Below are 21416 nucleotides of genomic sequence, written 5' to 3' on the forward strand. Positions count from 1 at the left end.
ACCGTCACTTCTACAGCCCAAGCCGGTTGCCAGAGTTTTCCGAGCGGCATCGCGATCGCACCCTAGCCACTTCACTCAACACGCTCCGCATGGACCGCTTGCACGTCGATTTCACTCAGGAGCTCGGTGGCGCTGCGCGTTAGTGCCTCGACCGGTCCCCCGAGGGATTGCGCCCATGGCAGTGCCCACTGCTTCAGCACCGCATGAAGCGCTCGCTCCGAAGGGCCTGATGATAGGAGTCGCAATTGGGCGTATGCCCGGTCAGCGACTCGCAGCCAAAGATTCCCTGGGATAAAATCCACCTGTGCAAGGCGCTCCCTCAACGTGCTCGGTAGAGCCAACAGTGTGGTCTCAGCAGGGCCGTGCAGGGCTTTCCAGTCATCCACAATCCGTTGGCCAAACTGCATCAGCGGTACCTGGGCGGATACCCCCCGCATAGCGAATTCATCCGTATCAAACACGGGCCCGAGTTCAGACAACGTACCGCCGTCTGGAAATGCCGCTGGGCCGTGAGTCCAAGAAGCAATAAGAACCAGGCGCGTATCGACCGTCAGGGTGAACTGACGACGCGCCACAAGATCGCGGATGATACTGCCATACACCTCAAACGCAGAGCGGTTGGCCCCCTTGAGCAACAGACATCCAGACGACTCGATCACGACTTCGAGGCAGTCGGTCGCGGCATCCTCTGACAGGAGGCCGACGGGAACCCGCCACTCATGGAAAATCATCCCCCCTACGGCTGCTGCCACGGCATCAGCAATTAAGTCCGCAGTTGATCCTTTGAACTGAATCAACTGGCCGGAGATGACTGCTGCCAGGATATGCCGTGCGTAACTATTGGCATCGTTCTTCACTACACCGCATGCCTGAAGGTTGTTGGCGATGACCTTCCAGGCAACGTCCACAGAGCCGACCTCAACGAACGGGCCGCTTGCTTCGTTCTCGATCAAGCGGACGCGTGCCTGGCCACTGGTCTCGTCACGTGGTTTGGCAACCCGCAAATCATGGTCGTCGAGGCGTTCGCGCAACGCCGCTATGGTGGCTACCGTGACCTCCCAGTCGGGAATGCGCGCACCGAGGGTGGTCAGTGCTTCCTCGATCGCCAGAACCTGCGGGCGTTCAGCCACCAGGTCGGCGACCTGAACAGCGAGGGAGTCCAGCGCAGTCGACATGTGCTCGCCGTGGAGCACTGAGTGCGCTAACGCTTGCGATATCTCTTGCTGCGCCCCGGTCGTTGAATGAACCAGTTCGCTCAGTTGTTGCAAGCGGTCAGTGACACTGTGCAGCGCAGTACGCAATGCTTCGACGTCATTGCCAACACCAACGAAGCTGCCCGTCAGTTGCTTAACCGCTTCGGTCGTTGCAGTGGCAGTCGCTTCCAACTGGTCGATGCGCTCAGCGGTCTCCTCAGCCGCCGCTTCGGCCAGCTCAAAATAACCCTCGATTTTATCCAAACGCCCCGGCAAGCCATCGATCATCCGATCTCTGGCCAGGGTGGACGCGGGATGAAAGCTGTTCAGGGCTGCCAACATCGCCGGGTTTTCGGCGAAACCGCTGTACGCGGCCAGCCGCTCGACCGTTTCCCGAGGGGCGTCCGGGTACAACTCGGCTAATCGTTTGAAGAAGCCAGCGCCTGTGTCCGCCGATTGGGGTGACTTGTCTGCTGCGGGAAATGCGCTGTCCAAGCGGCTCTTTGCCCACGCCACCCACAGGCTAGCGAAAGCTTGCCAGTCTGCCTCCCCTTTCTGACCTGGCTGGGGATGCACCAGATGCCCGATCAACCGTCGTTGTTTCTCCTTAAATTCTGGCGGGGATCCGCGCCTAAACCCGGGGATCGAGGCTTGACGATCGAAGAACGACTTGCGAAAGGCATGGGGTACCTCTTCGACGAACTCGGTAATTATCGTGACCCCGAATGCCGAAATCCGCCCTCGTGCCTCTTTGCTGTACAGGTAGCTCATCGCGAGACCCCATTCCCTGAATAACGAATATCAAATCCACAGGCGCGCACAGCAGCCGCCAGTTGACGGTAGTGAGGGAGCAACTCTAGCCTAGGCACTGATGCGCCAAACGCGCTGACCAATGCCTGATCACTGCCAGAGAATGCCGTTACCCCACCGACGTGCAGTTGGGATAGAAAGCTCTGCAGACGCAAGCGCAAGGACCGCCCAAGCGACAGCAAAGCAGGTGCGGGGTTGGCCAGCGGCTGCGTAGCACCGATGGCCAAGCGGCCCAACCCGCCAAAATCCAAATACAACTGGTATAGCGGGTCGGTGAGGTATTGTTTGAGCAGACTATTCATTGCCGGCGGCATCTGGCATTCATGTGGTGCGTGGTCAGCCGACACTTCGCTAGACGTCAGTCGGTGGTATTCCTTATGCCCACTGGGTGAGACAACCTTCAGCCTGCCTTTGGCCCCTCTCGGCATTGTGAGGGAGTCAAAGTGCAGTTCCCCCGCTCGCGTGGCCACCACATAGGATTGGCTTTGCCTGCGGTGTAATGAGGCAACGAGACGTTCGCCACGCTCGTCAATGAAGACTAGATCCACAGTAGCGTGTTTAAAGCTTCGCCCCAGCGACGTGCTCTTGGAAAAAAACTTGTCGACATCCGGATGGCCGCTCTTGCCGACCCTGAATTTATCGCTTCCAGCGCGTATCACGGTGAATAGCGCGGGTGATCGATCGGGGGCTGTTGCAGAAATGCGATCACGCTGATTGACGGCTTGCAAGGTTGGTCCGCTATCCTGCGGGCCACCCGGCATCCTATGAGCGGCCAGGATGACCGCGTCGGACTCGATGTATTCAACCGTATTGATGCTCGCGTTGCGGCTTAGAAACGGCCAAATGGTGGTGATCGCGGGCGCCGCCGGCATCAAGCTCAGTTGGGTGAAGGCTTCCAGCCAACTGATGCAGGCGTCTGAGGGGGCTTCCGGCACGGTTACCAACGCCAAATTCCAGCCCTGCCGCGGCTTGAGCCTGTCCACCAACAGTTCCTCAGGGAATTCCCGTGTCACCGGTGCCGACCATAACAGGGCGTAGGTTTCGCAGCGATTTAGTGCTTGGGCGCGGGGAAATCCGCTTTCGGTGCCTCGACCAATGGCAGTAAAAGCGGCCGCACCCGACGCTGGTAAACCCGGGCACGTCTGCGCAACTCCCGCGACGAACGAAGGGTCCGGCTTGCCTTCGAAAGACATGATCCTGTAGTCATTCGCCGTGGGTTCGGCCATGACCCTGAAGCCTGAGTCCATCCCGCGCATATCGAGCTTTTGTACCCTGCCACCGACATCGAGCTTGACGAAGGCATGACACGCTCGACAGGGGGGCAGGACCAATTCAATCCACCAGGCCCCGGCGTTCTGGCCTTTTTTTATCAGCAGCCGTAACTCCATCTGCCGCGTCAGCGATGGTTGAACCTTGTCATGATTGACATGGCTTACTGGCCCCGACATGAAATAGGCGCAGGAACTGGAGGACACGCCGCGCCAATGGGCGAAGTAGTTTTTTCGCGATGGCCCCGAACGTAGCCCGACCCGCTTGCGGCAGTAGGAACAAATGTAATAGCCAGTGCGTAACGCCGTATCGGCGGTAACCGGTTTATTCATGACCGGATCTATAGCGCAATCCATCGCTCATCTCCTTCGCAGTTAACCGCGTAAACCGACAATGCTGCGCGACTCAGTGGCTCCGCGGCTCGTTGCTGGAAAATGGCACGCCTGACTGCCGTACAAGTGAATGAGATCCACCGGGTTCCAACCGCGAAACTCGGGTCTGTTCCTTGAACGTGGAATCATCCAACGATTGAGCGCTAATTCACCGATTTCACCAACCGACAACAGCGATTGGGTGTCCGGTTTTCCACTGCCGCCATGGAGGAGCTTTGCGGCGTTGCCGGCCAATTGACAAATGAAGACTTCGCGCTGGATGCCGTGGCGCATCAGGTCGTCCTTGAAGCCCAGTGCCTTCAGGGCCGCACGCGTGGTGCGCAATCGCCAATTTGGCCCCTGGCCGAAGGCGTGTTGGTCGGCATACTGATGGTCGAGCTCACGGAGATAGTCGCGAAGTTCAATAAACAACCAGTCGGGTATATGGAAATGTCCCCAGCCACCGGTAAAGCCAATGGACTTGAGGTACTCCGTACCATCCAGCTTCAATCGGTTATAGACTGCGGAGCGTCCCATCGATGAGGTCGTCACGACGGCTAGCAAACGCGCATTTTTTTCGGTTTGCGAGATTATGCCCGTAGAACCGCCGTAGGCGGTGGCAAAATCATCATAAATGTCCCGGCTGCGAAGCAGGCAAGCTACCAGCTTACCGCCCAATAAGGCGTTGTAAGGTGGGATCGCTCCCAGGACATAGGCATCCATCAAGTTGACCAGCCGGGCAGCCCTGTCCGCGGTACCCCAACCAATGAATTTATCTCTGACGCCAAGGTTGAAAACCGGATCACCGATGGCAATCAACCCCATCAGTTTGCCATTCGCCTGGTCCCAGACAAGGTAACGCAAGCGCCTGCCAAAGCCGTTGGAAACAGGGACGGACCAGGACAGTGACGCCAGCCGAAAGAGGTCACTTTGCCACGTGCCGGACGACACACGTTCAAGCGCCGGGGAAATTTTTTCCGGTACAACCTCGCAGCCACTTGCAAAATATGACATCAGTTTGGCAGTGCTGCGCGCAATAAAACGTTCGCTGGCGCTGAGCCGTTCTTCGCGTTGGGCACTATGCAAGGCACGGATCGCTTCCTTACCATTTCCAGGCGGACACAAGGCCCCTTCCTGAGTTCTCGTGAAACCTAGCTGGTGCAAATGCTCTCGCACTTTTCGCTTGAGATTTGCTTCTCTCGGATTGACTCCAATAATAATCGCGCTGCCGGTTGGCATGTTGCTGCATTCCTTGCTTGGAGTTCATTTCAACGAGGTAATCGAAAAAGGTCGTGCTGCTTGGCTTCCGGCTGCCAGAAGTAATGCGCGCAGGCGTCAAAAGCCCTGCACGTCGAGGAGAAATGCAGGTAACTACCGCATAGAGCCCGATCCTACACCTCACCCACCATTTTATGAAGATGCGCGCCATCAAAATGGCATCGGTGCAACCAAGCATGCCTGATAGGGCGACTTATGAATCGCTCGCTCCAGTTGCCATACTCAGCGTAACTCGTTCGGGGCCTTAATCGCTGAGTAGAAACCAGGGCACTCGATTCGGGAAAAGCAGTGACGCGCAAATGGCGCCAATCCGCGTTGCAGGGTCTCGAAGCGACAGGTCATTATCCATCTGCGGTTTGCACACCTCCGCCCAACGCTGAGTAACATCTGCCACCGTCCAAACCTTGTGACCGATCTGGAACACATGGTTTATGCCATTGGGAACGAATGGCTGACTGAACTCCAGGTAGCTTTGCGGGATGAAGATGTTGAGGTGCGCGTGATCGAGACTCGCCAGGTTGTAGTCCAACTCCTCCTCCAGCGAGTGTCGCCCACTGATGAGCAGGACAAGCGCCAAGATTTCAGAGGGCGAATTGCTTAAGGGTTTCAAAGCAACTGAGTCCTTGTCTGCGCGCGCCTTGAGATACGCAAATACATCCCTCGCCGGCAGCAAGGGCCTGGCAAGCCGACCCTCATGCTCAACGAGAGCACTGATCAGTGTGCTGACGACCAGTTCGCCAAGGCCATTAAGGTCATCGGTTTTGATGGCTGTCAGGAATGCTGCCCAGTACGGCGCTTCGTCTTCGCTCATGCCCGCACACGTGCTTGCGTAGTGCTCCAGCAGGAGTGCGCTCAGGTGCTCTAGCGCTTCTCTGAGTGGAGCTTCACTGATGCCGAGTTCACGAGCCAGATGCACCGCTGCGCCCGCCCATCCCAAAATCCGAGATATGCGCTGCGGAAGATAGAACAGATCGGGAACGCCATGACGGCACAACGAGGTGGGATTCTCTCGAAGTCCAAGGATGATATTGCAAAGCAGGTGCTCAACCTCCCCTACAATCTCATGGGCAAGCCCCCCAATGCAGTCGCGCGCGGTAGCGTCCTTATGGGACGACTGAAGGAGCAGAGCCACACACGTCGCGCTCAGTTCTACCCGCGAGAAGCTGTTGGCGTGACGTCCCGTGCTCTTCTCCAATGATTGCCAGATCCCGCTAATGAACACGCCGGCTGAGTTGGGTAGGTCGGCCAAGCGATCAACGAATTTGGTGAGAACAGGAAAAAGTTTATCCGGGGTGAGCTCGTGCTCCGGGGCGAACATGAGCGTATAGAGCTCGGCGGAATGACTGCTTATGGCTTGTCCAGCTGGGGACGCGGGTAAGATCCCTGTAAGCCCCAGTAAAGAGGATGTTGGGTTGTCGGTATCATGCGGATTGCCAAACAGCGGCATGTGACCGTAGAGGTTGACACCCCACACGGATGGCATTTGCCCTCCCTGGGTCTGCTCTGCCACATACTGCGCTGCGGGCCGGCCTATATCCAGCAGATCGAGCGTCCTAGCCCGCGAACCCGTATCGATCTCTCCATTCAGCACTTTGAGCAACGCGAGGGTTCCATACCCTCCACGACTGCTCTCGCCAGCGTACTGATCTGCCGCTGAGGACACAAAAAATGTGACGCCGAATGTCTTAGCCTTCCCGATCACCTCAGGCTTCAGCAGGATGTTCAGGTTGGAAACCATACCACCCGCGTTGCAGGCATCGATGATGACGTTACAGTGAGCAGCTTTGAGCTCGTTGAAGTATTCGAACAGACGACTGAGGGCAAACCCGGTGGTGGAAAGGCGATCAACTCGGGTATCGCTCAGGCACAGGAAATAGCTGTCATTGGCTTCTCCGCCATGACCTGCAAAGAAGAGCGTGAAACTCTCAATTTCATCGTACCTGTCTTGAATATCAAGCAGCGTTGCGTCCAACTGATGCCGGGCCGGAGATCTAAGCAGATAGGCGTCCGCCGGCTGGATACTGCTCAATGGCCCTGTGGAAAGCGCCGTATGGATAGTAAGCGCGTCACGCTCGGCCCCAGACAGCTTATTAAGGGCCTCGTAATTGTCACATCCGATGCACAACAAAACTTTCGCCATTACTGCTCCCTGCTACGAAATTTGGACTTCCGTGCGGCTTCCCCTGCCAACGCCTGAGCGATTTTGAGCTTCTTGACCTCCTCGGCCCTCGCCAGCAGTGCTGGTTCTTGGAGCGAAGGATCAGAATGGAGGCGTTTGGCGAGGCTGGGGTGCATGCGAAATTCTGGAAGCGATACTTGGCCATCCCGATCCACCGAGTATTCGACTTGCTCGATGGCCTCGAGCATCTGCTCGCCCAAGCTCCCTGTGGAGCCAACAATGACGTTACCGCTCTCTTCACACGTATCGGAGATCATCTGATAAAACGCTTTGGCAAAGCTGTCCGCCATGCTGTTGGAAATCTCATCGACCGTGCGCTCAATGACGTCGAGCCGGCCCTCCATGATGTCCTCGAAGCGCAACCTTGTCTCGTGCTTAATCGTCTGCATCTGGTCAACACGGTCAGGGGCATAGCTGTGATGTGACTGCCAGGATCCTCCGTGACTGAAGCGCTGGACTTCATCTCCGCCACCCACTTGTTTGCGCGCTTGATCGAGCCTTTCTCCTGTAGCTTTCATGAACGTTTTCATGACGAGCTCCGCTTGCGCATCAAACGGGAAAGGATGGGTTTTATCCCTCATGTCTCACTCCTTATTGATCAAGCTCCGCTCGGCCGGCCAGACCACATCGCTGCCAGAACCATGCGGCTGCTTCTGCCTCATGACCTCCGTGATTAACAAACACGCTGGCGGCACAGCTCCTGCAACGCCTGCAATTGCTTCGGTGACGGATGGCGATTGTATGGCATGTTAGCTGAATTCATGCGAGTCCATTACACGTGATGTGAGTAGACGTGAATCGCCCCCGGTGGTTGATGCTATTGAGACATCAAGGCACTATGCTGGCCATCGTTTGATCCGAGTAGCGCTCTCTCTGCTGCGTTGCCGACAGCCTGGAATTTGAACATGTATTATGACTATCGGGATTTGGCCGCAGCGGCAACGCTGAAGAAGATTCGCAAACAAGTCACAGGTGTTGCACTTGAAGATGAAACATTCCATCTGGCCTGCGCACCCGTGATTTCGTACTTGGTGCAGAATAAAGTAGCGCTTCTGCACTTTGACGATGATGTCAATCAATATGTTGACGATATCATCGCCTTCTCACGAAATGCGCACATGCTAACAAGCGACCTGATGGTAAATGCTGTTTATCCAGTAGTGGCAAGAGCGCTAATCAACTTGCCAGCTGATGAGGCCAAGTACCTGGCCAACTATACTTGGAATATTCTCCTTGGCAGCCAGGGAAAAATTGACTACCGCCACTGCAAAATAGTTGCAGGTTTTGCCGGTCAGTTTTTCTCACACCTTCGCAGTGAAGTCGTAGATATCTGCCCCAACACTGCAGAGCTTTCGCTTGGCGTGCTCGGATCCGCACCGCGAAAATCGTTTCCCATGTCTGCTGAAATTGCTCAGCAGCATAGAGCAATGATTGAGCTAAAGCTTAGGACCAACAACATTCAGCCTGTTTTTGTTGATGGGCTTGGAGAGTTCTATATCCATGGTTCACAGGCAGCCTGCCTGATTGACTCACCGTCACAAGATGCCTCGTCAACAGCCCATCTGGACACGCTGCGCAGCGCCACTTCCGAAGATATCTACTTGCAGCTTTCTCAGGTGCTAGGCAAACAAGGAAAGTTTATTCTCACCCGAACCAACACAGGGGCAACGTCGACCCAGGCCAATCAAAAATGGGAAAAACTCCAGGACCATGAGAAGATTGAAAGCGTTGTTGCCTTCGACAGTTACTATCAGGGCAAAGCCAGGAAATTCATAATCGTTGTCATTGACAACACCCGCGCCGCCGCCGACAGCACGGTGTACATCAACGTCACCGCGAACCCTGCGCTCGCTTCACTCGATGCTATTGAGCGCACTATCCTGGCGGCAAGCATTTACCTGATGTGGCTGGGCGTGCCAGTCGACTCTAACAAATGCACACCAAGGATTGCGACCATTCTCAATAGCCAATTCAAAACTGGCTATCGTAACGTCGACGGCTTGTGCAAGCAGGTATCACGTCATGAGCAAACGTTGCGAAACACCTTCCGCGTTAGCCAACACGTCGATTTTGCTGCAGCAGACCACAACCGAATAGATGTGAATGGCGATGAGATCGTTGCCTTGATCGATGCAGAAAAACCACGCAGCATCTATGTGATCGGCAATAACGGCGCCGGCAAAAGCCTGCTGCTCGGTGATATCGCTAACAAACTGCTGAAGCAGAAAACCCGAACCGTAGGAATTACCCTGTCGCAATCTAGCCGTTTCCCTAAGGTTACCGACAAAAACCACGAGTACTACCAGACCTGCGGCAGCAGTTACCTCAGCGCACGCTCGAAATTCAGAAAATCTGAAATCATCCTCGATGCACTCGAAACCATTTTCCGCGATCAATTGAAGATAGACGCCCTAATCGAATGCCTAGGGGTGCTGAAGTTCAGGGCGCAGATGTACCTGGCGCCCCGCGCCCATTCCAAAAGTGAACAGATGGCGCATGAAAGCGACGCAATGATCGCCTTGAGTATTAACGCGGCAGAAAACAGGATTGAGCTGGATCAGATCCACCTGGAGATTTACACCCTGGCACTGAGCAAGGACACAGGGGACAAAGAGGTCAAAGACAACCGCTATCTGCTCTTCACCGATCTGAGCTCAGGCGAGCAGAACATCTTGCTGCTACTTGCCCACATCATCGAGACAGCTCGAGAGGATAAACACACCATCGTACTGCTGGATGAACCCGAGGTCAGCCTGCACGTGAGTTGGCAACAGACACTGCCTAAAATTCTCAACACCCTCGCCGAACGGCTTTCGCTAAGCTTTGTCACGGCAACCCACGCGCCGGTACTAATTACCAACGCGCCAAAAAAAGACACGCCCTGCTACTTACTTGAGGCCGGGAGATTAATCCCGATTGCGCCTGATCGCCGCCATTCGGTGGAAACCATTCTGGTCGCTGGCTTCAATACTTACACACCGCATAACCGTGAAGTGTACGAACGCTGTGCGCAGCTTGTTGCCGCAGTGATAAAGCTGCAAAACAAAGAGACGACGCCTCCAGACTTCAATTTTGAGAGTGCCCTCGAACAACTGAAGACCTTGAAAAGTACCATGGACAGTTCTGATATGGACCAACAGGACAGCCGCTTCCAGCGCGACCTGGAACTGATCAACACCGCACGTTCCGCTATTTCCTCGGTCCAAGAAGAGGTAGCAAGCAATGGTTAGCGTGCCAACGGAAGCAGCGCTAGAAGCCATACTTGAGGATTACCTCAGGCAGTGTCATGGTGACCCTGCATATGTGACGGCGACCCAGGACTACTTGAAAGTCATGACAAGGAAAGCTTTACGGCAGTTCAGAAGGCGACCAAACAATAAGCCAAAAGTTGAAATAAACTTATGGAATGAACTTTATAAATTCTCGAGTAGTAAAACCCCGGAAATCTCTGGAGCGCTGATAAGGAAGCAACTACGCATACTCCTTGAAAAAGAACAAAACTATCAATGTTGCTATTGTCGACGCCCATTGTTGAATAGCGGGCACGCCAAGCCAATAGAGCATGTCCTGCCTCGCTCAAAGTGCGTACAGCATACTTTCAATTTATTCAACCTTGTTATATGTTGCGTCGACTGCAACCTGAGAAAAAGCGATCATATATGGTCACTCAAGGAAGGCGAATTCACCAGTGAGCAAGAATACCCATCACCGGAGTCATTTGACGACCTCTACCACCCACGCTTCCACAATTACAACGAACACATCAAGTTCATTCGCCTGCAGTCTAACCACCACAATATTTCAATCTACAAAGGCCTCACTGGCCAGGGTAAAAACCTTTGCGCAAACATGCTAACTCATCTTTCGCAAAAAGAAGTGTTTGTAAACGGTAACCCCGATCTCAAGGAATACATCACCACCATCGATCAGCACACGGCTGAAACGAATTCTAAAGCCGACAAGGCCATTCGCGTTTTTCAGACGGCCTTTGTCAGCGCGACCGATGACCTACTCTACGAGCTTTGAACACCGATGCCACTCGCCTTAACCGCTGTCAATCACGTGTTCAATTAACAAGCCGTTTATCGATAGGTAGGCTAACTTGCTATTCGAGCTCCACATACCCCGACGACCACCTCAAAGCAAACAGGCGTTGCCCACAACAAGCAACATAACTCTGGCATACTATATGTGCACAATATGTCTGAAAGCCGAATTAAATCCGCACCATCATGTATAAGCTTGCAACTGACTTGCCTTATTCGATCAAGCTTTCAGCGGTACAGGTGATGACCGTTCCAATCGCAACTATTGGCGAATGCATCTACAGTATAAATCTCTGCGCTCGAATAAGCTCCATCACTCTTAGCAGAAGAGAATATGACTGGTTCTATCTGTTCCCGAAGCGGGGCTGACAAGTTAATACGCAACAGGCCTGCTCGCATGAGATAATGCAGCGAGAGCAGGTTCTTGCACTTCTCCACCGATCTATCCATCCTCTTATTAACTCGCAGATCATCCACGATCACAGCCACCAAATACGGACGAATTCCTAGCGGGACAGACATAAATGCCCGAAACCACTGTCCAATTTCAGTCTTGGATCTGTCGTCTAGGTCGTCACTTTTCTTGAACAAGCTCATCAATATTTTAAATGTTTTCTCCATCCATAGCGACATAAATTTCGTTATCTGTAAGTCAAGATCAGGACGATATGGCTTGCGCCAAGACAATTTCTCAACCATCAGTCGGGCATCAAACTTTGAGAAAACGTATCCTTGTAAGATGCTACTTCTATGGCTTTCACATAGCGCAGCAGTGTAATGTTGAGCATTACAATGGTCCCCTCGAAATTTAAAATCTTCCGGAAAATTTTTAAGAACAGACTCAAAATGACCTCCGAGCCCTTCCGGGTACATCACGCGCTCGCAACAATTTGGAAACTCGCACACCCCTGCAGAGCGATAAAATATTTCTCGAATAGACTCTGGGTAAAAAGGCATTCCTTTATTATGCGTTTCAAAATAATTTAAACCGAGTCCTGCCATCTTCACGCCTAGGTGGTCATCAATACTCTTCCCAAACGGAGCCAGTTCTGACGAGCTTTTTTTCACCTTTACGCCACTAGTCTTTAAGCTGAGTATATGTTTGTGTCGGCACTTTTCCCTCACTCGCTCAACCATCATAGGATAAGTCATGAACAATATGCCTTCATTTAGATACAGGTCATCAACAACTATCGCCTGGCTTTCAGTGAACTCCTTCTCACTTCCAGCGATCACTACGTAGCCAATTTCTATACATACATCACGTCCGACATTATCATTTGGAGTAAATAACGGGATCGGATACTCTTTGAGTAACGGCTTTATACTTAAAAGAAGCGCCTTCTGACGGACTTCAGACCTAAAGCATTCCTTCCACACTCTAACTTGTTTGATGCCTACTTTAGCGCCACCATCAAAAACAGGACGACCACCTCTAAACTTAAATACTGCGGCATCTGCTCGTTCAATTTCTACAAGCGTAATACGAATAACTTGATTGTGGCCAGATACATAAGCAAAATCGGCCCTGTGCCTACTAGGCAAAGAAAATTCGTCAAAAATAGCGTCCCGCATCAAGTCGCCGAAGTACAGTTCCGGGGTGTGCAAAAGAAATGAGTTGTCAATAATTTTCCTATGCAATACCGACTCGTGCAAATCTTTGGTAGTTGCAGAGTCTAGTGATACGTCGGCTTTTTTATGACCCGATCGCGCTACCCGGTGTGCCTTCCCTTTTATTCTATATTTATTCCCAGACTCGGGAACAGCCTTTGTAGAAAGCTGACTAGCTACCCGCCCAAGAATGCGTTCACCTCTATTAACAACTTCCAGAAAATCCTCTACTGCTTTTTCTTCAACCAAGGTCAGCGCCATAATGCCCCCAATTAGCGATCACAGGTATCTCCTACCATCAGGATAGTGAGGAATCAAAGTATTTTTATGAATATTCCTTGCCGGCCGACTCTTATAGCCACTATAGGTATCGATTCAAACGCTATATAGAAAAATTCGAAATGCCGCAAGCCAAATAAGATGCGGCGTTTGACAGGGTGACTGGGAATACATCCAGACTTCTACACCCTAAGCTTGAAGATACCCAAGCTGACAGTCCGTAACCCGGCACAATGATAACCTTCATGAACAGGGTGGGAACAAAAAGCGATTCATTTTCATGGTAGCCCGTTCTCTCCCCAGCACATCGATGCGGGAGGTGGGGCAACGAGGCTAAGGGTGGCGGGGAAAACTGGATTTATGAACAGGAGTCGATGAACAGTCGCGTTAACTTTTAGAGCATTGAGCCAGCCATCTCAGGCTTGTGAGCTGCTTATGAACAACTGACATCGCCCACTTGTTAAATTGTATCTATTTGTGACTGGCTTGCCATTATTGTCCTCCTTGCCATTCTGACAAGCTGCTATCTGCCGTTGATACGATTCGATGGTTGGACCAACGCAGTTCGTTTGTACCTGAACGTCTAGGTGCGATCCCTCTCGACCAAGTCCAGATATTGAGAAACGGTTGCTCCGGATAGCGCTTTAATCATTGTGCTAATCGTATTTTTCTTCAGCCCCATCGTCACTCCTTCACGCTCGCACACTGTGGCGAATCCTTGGGTTTCCCAGAAACGTTTGGCCCTTGGATTATCTGTGACCACTCCGATGCGAAGCCAGCGTGCTCCGCGAGTCACTGCCCAGTGCTCGGTTGCAGCATAGATTAATTGGGCATCACCTTTTCCATGGCGGCTGCCCTTCAGAATCAGAAGTCCGATATGCCAAACCCCTTCAACAAACAAATCCTGAATAACGTGCTCCACGGCGATCAAACCAACGCCTTGTTCACGAAAACCGATAAACCACTGCCTAGTACAAGCCATTCCGTCCGGCAGTCGTAGCTCCAGCTCGTTCACAGCTTCATCAGTCCGAGCAGGTTCTCCGTGGCAGATCAAAAAGTATTCAGAGTTACGGTCAAAGAAACTTTGCAGCTCGGCAGCATTTTCTGAGTGCAATTCATCAACGTGAATGGTCGGGTTCCAGATCATGGGTAACGGTGAGGTTTGCATTGTTTTTCCCCGTCTGCGGATAAGGCGGCGCATTCTTCAATGTGCCGCGCGTTCTACTCCGTTATTTCATTTAGCAACCCAACCACCTCATGCAGTGAGGAAATCGAGACTGGTGCAGCACCCATCTCCTGCGGCCAGTCATGAAATCCCCGTAACCACACCGCTTGCATTCCTGCTGAGCAAGCGCCCAGGTAGTCGTTAACAGGATGATCGCCCACAAACCAACATTCTTCGGGCCTTACTTGCAAATGCTCTGCCGCTGCCAGAAAAATCGCGGATGCCGGCTTGCTGGTCCCAACCTTTTCAGAGCTAAAAATCGCATCGATATGCGAAGCAAATGGCAAGCAGGCAACAGTACTCTGGCGGGAGGACTCCGCGCCGTTGGAGACAATGGCAATCCTGATGTCCCGACGTGATAGCTCCTCAACCAAAAGCTCGCTGCCGGACATCGCCACTGCTGAACGTGGGAAGTGAATCTGCCAGTGATCGCTTAAAGTCTGCGGTGTATGCGCCACGCTCCACGCCAGCTCATGAGCTAAAATGTGCCCAACTGCCTGGCGGATAGAGGAAAATGCCGACCCCGCTTTTAAATAGCCTCCATTATCTACCCGGCTGATCAACCGGACGATAGCCTGACTGTCTGCGTGGACGACGAGGCCAACGTCTTTCAAAAAGCACTTCACATACCGTTCAATACTGAGCGCCCGGTTAGTCAGTGTGTTATCAAGATCGAATAAAACCGCTTTAGGAAGCATTGGCTCTCCACTATGGCTCAAGTCGCAATTCCCTCCATCGCAAGCGCAAAACACCCGTACAGCTCAACCGGTTGGAACGAGTCAGACTATAGAAGTCTGACGCCCGCCAGGCTACTCGACGTGCGTGTGCCCTTCTCTACCACGGCCAAGATTTGATCTCGCCCACCGCTCCGCACTCATCACAGACAACCCCTGCACCGCATTAAACGTCCCCGCCACATCCCAAGCCACACCCCGTCCCATGGCAAACACCGCCCGGTATTTCCGTAAATTATCATCAGGCTCCTCTGCAAGATCGGCCAGCAACTGCTGCACGCCAAGCTCCCCGCGCTCGACTTTCCGTCCGATGACTCGTTCAACCAGGTCAGCCAGGGCGCCGTAGCTGAGTGTGTCGCCAGCGGTGTATACGACCTGGTTTATCAGGCGCGGGCTGTGCAGCACGATGGCGGCGGTGAGCGTGCCTATGTCTTCGGGTGTCGTCACGGTCACCATGGTTTCCAGACTGCCCAGTGCGTTGACCTTTCCGGCGGCCAGGTCAACGACTCCGAACGCTGGATCGAACAGAAAACTGGTGAACATGCCTGTGGAAATAATCACCCACTCGGTCCGGGATTGAGCACGCAACAGGTCGCGAACGTCCAGTTGCTCGTCAAACAGATCCTGAGGGCTGCCACGGCCAATCACGTCGTAGTCGACGCCGAATTGCCACGGAATATAGCGTTTCACTCCCGACATGAGTGCGGCTTCGGTCAGTTTGCGCTGTGTCCCACGGCCCGCTGCAAATCCTACGCAACTGATCACCGTGTCGAAGCGTTCGAGCACAGCAGCAAGTTCCTCCACGGAGGCGTCGGCGATATCGGCTGTCTCGATGGCGATGCCTAGCGTCCTGATGGTGTCGATTTCCTGTTGTTTTGCCTTGCTCGAACTCTGCACCGTGGCCTGACGCAGCAGCACGCTGATGCTCATCGATTCGGTTGAGCGGGCGGCCAGTCCTTGCAGTACGGCAAGTCCCAGTTCGCCAGCCCCTAGGACCAGAATGCGTTGTTTGACGTTTGAAATAGCAGCCTGCATGGTAAGCCTCTTTTGTCGTACTTAACGTGAGGCCAGGGATCTTGTCATGGACTTTGATGCGCAAAAAGTAGGTACATCTGTGATACCGAGTGGTCTTGATGCTCAGGAAATCGTGCGGCTTTCGCAGGATGCGTGTCGCGCGCTTTCCGATGATGAGGATGGTCTCAAGCGCGATATCCTCGGTCATTCCGGTAACCGATGGTCACTCGGCGTGGTGCATGCGCTGGGCGTCACCAGCCCGTTGCGCCATGCGGAGCTACGTCGCCGATTGCATGGCGTCACCCAGCGTATGCTCACTCACACGCTGCGTCAGCTGGAACGCGACGGGCTTATCTCTCGTCACGACTTTGGCGAAAAGCCTCTGCGCGTCGAGTACGCTTTGACCGAACTGGGAATGGGCTTATTGGTGCAGATGATTCCGCTGTGGACGTGGGTGATCGAACAGTCGGATGGTTTCAACGAGGCGCGCAAACGTTATGACAATCAGTGACGCATCTTGAGGTGAAGATTAGGCAGGGGAACTTTCGAGTCCCCTACCCGCTAGTCAACCTCTGAGTTGGCGGCTGTTTGGGTCGAGGCGATAAGGTCGCGTAGCCATATATGAGCGGGATCCCGGTGTAGTCGCTCGGGCCATAACATGAGCATTTCAAACCCTGGAATGGCGAGTGGAGGCTCCTGGACGATAAGTGCGGGCGCATCTCGCACCAGCCTTTCTGGCACCACCGCAACCAGATCGCTGTGGGCCAATGCCGAGACAAGCGAGTTGAAGTTGGGCACGGACAAGACGACTCGTCGTTCCAGACCTTTAGCCGCCAGCGCCTGATCAGTGCTCCCGACGAACCCGGCGCCATTGGGTGACATCACGGCATGTTCAAGGCCGCAGAACGCTTTGAGCGACAGCCTGGTTGCCAAGGCCGGATGATCTCGCCGCCCTGCCAGCACATAGCGTTCGTGAAACAAAGACCGCTGACGCAGTTTTGGCGGCGCTTCATCGCGGGTGTGCAGCGCCAGGTCAAGCTGGCCACTTTCAAGATCGTTGGCAAGGCTGACGGGATGTTTGTTCAACAGTGCCAAGCGGGTATTGGGGGCCAGACGCCTGAGCGACGCCAGCGATGGCCAGATCAAAGCCGTCGTTGCGTAATCACTGGCAGCAACCTTCCACGTCTGGCTGGACAGTGCTGGATCGAACGGTGCGCCAGGACTCAGCGCCCCTTCCAACGCTACCAGCGCTTCGCGTAGCGGCCCGCGCAATTCACGGGCGCGCTCGGTCGGCGACATGCCTCGGGGGCCGGGCAGCAATAACGGATCGTCCAGAATTTCCCGCAGCCGACCCAGCTGCAGACTGACGGTCGGCTGGGCGAGATTGAGCAGCCTCGCCGCGCGTGTGACGTTTTGCTCGGACAGGAGCGCGTCCAATGTGACCAACAAATTGAGATCCAGACGACGCAAGGTATTGTGCATGTAAATACCATATGTTTCGGAAATTCATTTCTATCATACCGGGTTCGTCGTTACCGTGAGGCATACACCCACTCGGAGCCTCTTATGAAACTGCTACTGATTTATGCCCATCCGGAACCTCGTTCACTCAATGGCTCGCTCAGGGATTTTGCAATCGCTCACCTGAAAACTGCGGGCCACGAGGTCAAGGTTTCGGATCTGTACGAGATGCGTTGGAAAGCGCCCATTGATAAGGACGACGCCCCAGGCTACGACCACGAAAAGCCTTTCAACCCCGCAACCGAATCGCAGCGTGTATTCGCCGCTGGTACCCAGCCGACAGATATCGAAGAAGAGCAGGCCAAACTGCTATGGGCGGACGCCGTCATCTTTCAATTTCCCCTGTGGTGGTTCTCGATGCCAGCGATCCTCAAGGGCTGGGTCGAACGCGTTTACGCCTACGGATTTGCCTATGGTGTGGGCGAACACAGCGAGAGCCACTGGGGCGACCGCTACGGCGAAGGCAGCATGGCTGGAAAGCGGGCGATGTTGGTGGTCAGCATGGGTGGATGGGAGTCTCATTACAGCGGTCGCGGGGTGAACGGCGCACTGGATGATCTGCTGTTCCCTATCCAGCACGGGGTGCTGTTCTATCCGGGGTTCACTGTAATGCCACCCTTTCCTATCTATAAAACCGGGAAAATGGACGCCGTTCGTTTCGAACAGCTATGCATGGCTTATGCGGCTCGGCTGGATAACCTGTTCGATGATGAGCCTCTGGCATTTCGTCGCCAGAACGCCGGGGACTATGAAATTCCGGCGTTGACACTCAAGCCGCATATCGCACCCGGACGTCACGATCTTGGAATCCATACCTACGAGGGCAGTACGCCTGAAGGTTAGAGGTCAGCACATCCACTCAATCCACCGTTATTGTTTTCAGGGACCATCGACGCATTCCCGCTATCCCTGGTCCCCGAAAATGCAGTTCTCCAAACAGCCTCACATTGCACTCGGCCTGCTTTTCTCGGCGATGGCCGAATCCGCTTCCGCCACGGGCTTCCTCGACGATGCAGCCACCACCCTGCTCGCCCGCAATTACTTTCTGAGCAACGACTACCGCTCGCCTTCTCCCTCCGGAAAAAACTACAAACAGGAATGGGCACAGGGATTCATCGGCACATTCACCTCAGGCTTCACTGACGGCACGATTGGAGTGGGTCTTGATGCTCACGCTTTTTACGGGCTGAAACTGGATGGCGGCAAAGGGCATTCGGGCACGGGACTGCTGCCGGTGGACAGTGACGGTCGCAGCGAGCGCGATTACTCAAGTGCAGGTGGCGCGCTCAAGCTGAAAGCCTCCCGAACCACCCTGGCCTTTGGCGAAATGACGGTAGAGACGCCAGTATTCGATACGTCGGACAAACGCCTGCAGCCGGAGTACGCCACAGGGTTTCTGCTCAACAGTCGCGAGATCGACAATGTAAACCTGATGGCAGGCCATTTCACGGCGTTCAAGAATCAGGACAGTGCATCCGGCAAGGACGATTTTCAAGGCTACGGCGTCAGCACCGACGCTGGCGGGATCAGTTTTGTCGGGGCTGAGCTGTTCAGCGACAGCCCGCTGGGTGGCGCGTTGTATGCTTCTGACCTCAGTGAAACCTGGCATCAGTACTACGCCAATTTGCACTGGAAACAGTCCGGCGTGTTGCTCGATGCCAACGTTTACCACACCCGCGATACCGGTCAGGCACTGGCGGGAGAAATCGACAACACCGCGTTCAGCCTTTCGGGCAAATACACTTTTGGTGCCCATGCAGTGATGCTCGGCTGGCAACGGATCGACGGCGATACGCCCTTCGATTTCGTCGGTGGCGATTCGATCTATCTGGCCAACTCGATCAAATACGCCGACTTCAACGGTGCCAACGAACGCTCGTGGCAAGCCCGTTATGATCTGGATTTTGGTGCATTCGGCATTCCGGGGCTGAGTTTCATGACCCGCTACGTGTCCGGCAGCCACATCGACGGCACGCATGCGCCCAAGGGCGGCGCCTACAACCCGTTCGACGCGGACAGCGGTGAGTACCAGCCTCAGCAAGGTGATGGCGGCCGTCACTGGGAACGGGATGTTGACCTGCACTACGTCGTCCAGTCCGGTGCGGCCAAGGACCTTTCAGTGCAACTGTCCCAGGTCACGCACCGGGCCAACAGCGCTCAGGCGGGTGATGACATTGACCGGATCTATGTGGTGGTTCAGTACCCGCTGGGGTTCTAAACCCGGCCGTTACCCAAAGGAAACTGGCACGACGGCAAGCAGAGGCGAGGATGTCGATTTCGAATCACCCCTCAAAAATCCGCCACCTTCCCCCACGCCGATCCCTTGAACCGATCCGGATGATAAGGCTTGGGATCAACAATCGGCGTAGCGCCACTCACAATATCGGCAATCAAATGCCCTGCCCCCGGCCCTATTCCAAAACCGTGACCACTGAACCCCGCCGCCAGCACCAAACCAGGCAGGCTGGCCATTTCCCCGATTCCGGGAACGCCATCCGGCGTGCTGTCCACATACCCGGCCCAGGCGGCGTTTATCGATGAGTCTCGCAGCGCCGGGACCAGTTCCTGTGCGCGTTGGTAGGTCAGTGCGACTGCCGAAGCGTCGGCTGTGGGGTCGAGGATTCGCATTTTTTCCATGGGTGTCGGCTGATCGAGGCTCCAGCGTTTCCAGCTTTCATGGCCTGAGCGAATGCCTTCCAGCCCGCCCGGCGCGAGGTTGCGCCAACGGCGCATGAACATCGGCAGGAATTGCGTGCCGTAGCCGAGGAGTTGAGGGGTTGGATCGACGCGCCCTCTTCCGCTGATTGCCAACGTGTAGGTGCCATCGAAACGGCGAGTCATCGATACGCCGGCGGTGTGCAGTGCGCCGGGTATTTCTTCGCTTGGCGCGGTGACCGAGAGCACGGTCTGGCGAATGGTCGCCTGGGGAAAGCGAATGCCGTACTGGCGACAGAACGACGACGCCCAGGCACCTGCGGCGAGCACGGCGATCGGGGTGCGGATGACGCCTTTTTCGGTCACGACGGCAGACAACCGACCCGCCTCGGTCTCGATGCCGCGCACGGCGCAGCCCTGATGCACGGTGCTGCCGAGGGCCATGATGGCGCGTGCGACTGCCGGTGCTGCGCGGGAAGGATCCGCTGTGCCGTCAGAGGGTGCGAAGACCCCGCCTTTCCACTTTTTGCCCGTTGCCTTGCCGTGTTCGGCAGCTTGCTGCGAGGTGAGCATGCGCGTGTCGACATTGACAGTGCGAGCAAACTCGCCCCAGCGCGCCCAGCCGGCGATTTCCTGTTCGTTGTTGCTGAGGTACAGCAGGCCGCAGCGCGAGAAGCCGGTCTGCTCGCCGGTTTCTGCGCCGAATTGTTCCCACAATTCCAGAGCCTTGGTGGCCATCGGCAGCTCACGCGCATCGCGGTTCTGCTGACGGCACCAGCCCCAGTTGCGGCTTGATTGCTCTGCACCTATACGACCTTTTTCGATCAGCGCGACTTTCATGCCGCGTCTTGCAAGGTAATAGGCGGTAAACGCCCCGATGATGCCGCCGCCGATCACGACCACATCGGCCTGCGTCGGTAATTCAGGGGAGGATTCTATGGCGGTCAAAGGTGCGGGCATGGTCAGAGGGTCCGTTCAAGGCTTCAGTGCGTGGGCGTGTTACTGATGTATTACACCACCACAGCGCCATGCATAGATGCTTGAAAGTAACCAGCCGCTGGCATGAATCACCGTTTGGCAGGGTTGCCTCGGCAGACTTTGCCGATGAGGAACATGTAGCCCCATTGCGGACAACAGGCTGTCATCTGTCAATTCGCACACGGCGCTTTTATTGCCGTCGTCTTAGATCCTGTTATCGAAGATACTGCGGCAAGACAGTGATGTATTTAAC

16 protein-coding genes are annotated in these 21416 nt (G+C 54.7%); 5 read left to right on the plus strand and 11 right to left on the minus strand.

Going from position 1 to position 21416, the window contains the following annotated elements; translation table 11 throughout:
• Window positions 1-71: 71 nt before the first annotated feature.
• From QRN20_RS01545 to QRN20_RS01565, 5 genes are all read right to left on the minus strand, one after another.
• Window positions 72-1964 (minus strand): hypothetical protein, encoded by a 1893-nt coding sequence (locus QRN20_RS01545; RefSeq protein ID WP_285359937.1) that lies wholly within the window; start codon window positions 1962-1964, stop codon window positions 72-74.
• The gene (locus QRN20_RS01550) at window positions 1961-3604 is read right to left on the minus strand and encodes a competence protein CoiA family protein (protein ID WP_285359938.1); all 1644 of its coding nucleotides are present in this window, start codon (window positions 3602-3604) and stop codon (window positions 1961-1963) included. Before QRN20_RS01550 ends, QRN20_RS01545 begins: the two co-directional genes overlap by 4 nt.
• A gap of 42 nt (window positions 3605-3646) precedes the next feature.
• On the minus strand, window positions 3647-4882 hold the full coding sequence (locus QRN20_RS01555; RefSeq protein ID WP_285359939.1) for a Druantia anti-phage system protein DruA: 1236 nt from the start codon (window positions 4880-4882) through the stop codon (window positions 3647-3649).
• A 283-nt stretch (window positions 4883-5165) separates the two neighbouring features.
• On the minus strand, window positions 5166-7061 hold the full coding sequence (locus QRN20_RS01560; protein WP_285359940.1) for a caspase family protein: 1896 nt from the start codon (window positions 7059-7061) through the stop codon (window positions 5166-5168).
• Complete coding sequence (locus QRN20_RS01565; RefSeq protein WP_285359941.1) at window positions 7061-7681, minus strand: hypothetical protein; 621 nt, start codon at window positions 7679-7681, stop codon at window positions 7061-7063. The genes QRN20_RS01560 and QRN20_RS01565 overlap by 1 nt, the downstream gene beginning before the upstream one ends.
• Window positions 7682-8005: 324 nt before the next feature.
• On the opposite strand from QRN20_RS01565, the gene QRN20_RS01570 reads away from it, so the two are divergent.
• Both QRN20_RS01570 and QRN20_RS01575 read left to right on the plus strand, forming a co-directional pair.
• The gene (locus QRN20_RS01570) at window positions 8006-10330 is read left to right on the plus strand and encodes an AAA family ATPase (protein ID WP_285359942.1); all 2325 of its coding nucleotides are present in this window, start codon (window positions 8006-8008) and stop codon (window positions 10328-10330) included.
• Window positions 10323-11126, plus strand: coding sequence for an HNH endonuclease (locus QRN20_RS01575; protein WP_285359943.1), 804 nt, complete (start codon window positions 10323-10325; stop codon window positions 11124-11126). The genes QRN20_RS01570 and QRN20_RS01575 overlap by 8 nt, the downstream gene beginning before the upstream one ends.
• 248 nt (window positions 11127-11374) lie before the next feature.
• Here the strand turns inward: QRN20_RS01575 and QRN20_RS01580 are convergent, their stop codons facing one another.
• The 4 genes from QRN20_RS01580 to QRN20_RS01595 all read right to left on the minus strand — a co-directional run bounded on the left by QRN20_RS01580 (window position 11375) and on the right by QRN20_RS01595 (window position 16030).
• Window positions 11375-13018 (minus strand): Shedu immune nuclease family protein, encoded by a 1644-nt coding sequence (locus QRN20_RS01580; RefSeq protein WP_285359944.1) that lies wholly within the window; start codon window positions 13016-13018, stop codon window positions 11375-11377.
• A 601-nt stretch (window positions 13019-13619) separates the two neighbouring features.
• Window positions 13620-14204: a GNAT family N-acetyltransferase gene (locus QRN20_RS01585; RefSeq protein ID WP_285359945.1), complete on the minus strand. Its 585-nt coding sequence runs from the start codon at window positions 14202-14204 to the stop codon at window positions 13620-13622.
• A gap of 53 nt (window positions 14205-14257) precedes the next feature.
• Complete coding sequence (locus QRN20_RS01590) at window positions 14258-14959, minus strand: HAD family hydrolase (protein ID WP_285359946.1); 702 nt, start codon at window positions 14957-14959, stop codon at window positions 14258-14260.
• 111 nt (window positions 14960-15070) lie between these two features.
• Window positions 15071-16030 (minus strand): aromatic alcohol reductase, encoded by a 960-nt coding sequence (locus QRN20_RS01595; RefSeq protein ID WP_285359947.1) that lies wholly within the window; start codon window positions 16028-16030, stop codon window positions 15071-15073.
• Window positions 16031-16076: 46 nt separating this feature from the next.
• Between QRN20_RS01595 and QRN20_RS01600 the strand changes: the two genes are divergently transcribed.
• Window positions 16077-16520, plus strand: coding sequence for a winged helix-turn-helix transcriptional regulator (locus QRN20_RS01600; protein ID WP_057408271.1), 444 nt, complete (start codon window positions 16077-16079; stop codon window positions 16518-16520).
• A 50-nt stretch (window positions 16521-16570) separates the two neighbouring features.
• On the opposite strand, the gene QRN20_RS01605 is transcribed toward QRN20_RS01600, so the two are convergent.
• Complete coding sequence (locus tag QRN20_RS01605; protein ID WP_122414677.1) at window positions 16571-17491, minus strand: LysR family transcriptional regulator; 921 nt, start codon at window positions 17489-17491, stop codon at window positions 16571-16573.
• Between the two features lie 84 nt (window positions 17492-17575).
• On the opposite strand from QRN20_RS01605, the gene QRN20_RS01610 reads away from it, so the two are divergent.
• Both QRN20_RS01610 and QRN20_RS01615 read left to right on the plus strand, forming a co-directional pair.
• Window positions 17576-18373 carry an NAD(P)H-dependent oxidoreductase gene (locus tag QRN20_RS01610; RefSeq protein ID WP_122414678.1) on the plus strand — a complete coding sequence of 266 codons (798 nt, stop codon included), beginning with the start codon at window positions 17576-17578 and terminating at the stop codon, window positions 18371-18373.
• A 130-nt stretch (window positions 18374-18503) separates the two neighbouring features.
• Window positions 18504-19748, plus strand: a complete 1245-nt coding sequence (locus QRN20_RS01615) for an OprD family porin (protein ID WP_421668717.1) — start codon at window positions 18504-18506, stop codon at window positions 19746-19748.
• 71 nt (window positions 19749-19819) lie between these two features.
• Here QRN20_RS01615 and QRN20_RS01620 read toward each other — a convergent pair whose 3' ends face one another.
• A complete protein-coding gene (locus QRN20_RS01620) occupies window positions 19820-21145 on the minus strand; it encodes an NAD(P)/FAD-dependent oxidoreductase (protein WP_213673650.1) in 1326 nt (441 codons plus the stop codon).
• Window positions 21146-21416: the final 271 nt, after the last annotated feature.

It is taken from the genome of Pseudomonas sp. fls2-241-TYG-175, from assembly GCF_030209155.1.
Lineage (GTDB): Bacteria > Pseudomonadota > Gammaproteobacteria > Pseudomonadales > Pseudomonadaceae > Aquipseudomonas > Aquipseudomonas viridiflava.

Excerpts from the sequence above, each read along its gene's own strand:
- QRN20_RS01590 (WP_285359946.1), bottom strand. The coding sequence starts at position 14,959 with ATGCTTCCTAAAGCGGTTTTATTCGATCTTGATAACACACTGACTAAC.
- QRN20_RS01585 (WP_285359945.1), bottom strand. The coding sequence starts at position 14,204 with ATGCAAACCTCACCGTTACCCATGATCTGGAACCCGACCATTCACGTT.
- QRN20_RS01545 (WP_285359937.1), bottom strand. The coding sequence starts at position 1,964 with ATGAGCTACCTGTACAGCAAAGAGGCACGAGGGCGGATTTCGGCATTC.
- QRN20_RS01600 (WP_057408271.1), top strand. The coding sequence starts at position 16,077 with ATGGACTTTGATGCGCAAAAAGTAGGTACATCTGTGATACCGAGTGGT.
- QRN20_RS01620 (WP_213673650.1), bottom strand. The coding sequence starts at position 21,145 with ATGCCCGCACCTTTGACCGCCATAGAATCCTCCCCTGAATTACCGACG.
- QRN20_RS01580 (WP_285359944.1), bottom strand. The coding sequence starts at position 13,018 with ATGGCGCTGACCTTGGTTGAAGAAAAAGCAGTAGAGGATTTTCTGGAA.
- QRN20_RS01565 (WP_285359941.1), bottom strand. The coding sequence starts at position 7,681 with ATGAGGGATAAAACCCATCCTTTCCCGTTTGATGCGCAAGCGGAGCTC.
- QRN20_RS01615 (WP_421668717.1), top strand. The coding sequence starts at position 18,504 with ATGGCCGAATCCGCTTCCGCCACGGGCTTCCTCGACGATGCAGCCACC.
- QRN20_RS01595 (WP_285359947.1), bottom strand. The coding sequence starts at position 16,030 with ATGCAGGCTGCTATTTCAAACGTCAAACAACGCATTCTGGTCCTAGGG.
- QRN20_RS01560 (WP_285359940.1), bottom strand. The coding sequence starts at position 7,061 with ATGGCGAAAGTTTTGTTGTGCATCGGATGTGACAATTACGAGGCCCTT.
- QRN20_RS01550 (WP_285359938.1), bottom strand. The coding sequence starts at position 3,604 with ATGAATAAACCGGTTACCGCCGATACGGCGTTACGCACTGGCTATTAC.
- QRN20_RS01575 (WP_285359943.1), top strand. The coding sequence starts at position 10,323 with ATGGTTAGCGTGCCAACGGAAGCAGCGCTAGAAGCCATACTTGAGGAT.
- QRN20_RS01605 (WP_122414677.1), bottom strand. The coding sequence starts at position 17,491 with ATGCACAATACCTTGCGTCGTCTGGATCTCAATTTGTTGGTCACATTG.
- QRN20_RS01610 (WP_122414678.1), top strand. The coding sequence starts at position 17,576 with ATGAAACTGCTACTGATTTATGCCCATCCGGAACCTCGTTCACTCAAT.
- QRN20_RS01570 (WP_285359942.1), top strand. The coding sequence starts at position 8,006 with ATGTATTATGACTATCGGGATTTGGCCGCAGCGGCAACGCTGAAGAAG.
- QRN20_RS01555 (WP_285359939.1), bottom strand. The coding sequence starts at position 4,882 with ATGCCAACCGGCAGCGCGATTATTATTGGAGTCAATCCGAGAGAAGCA.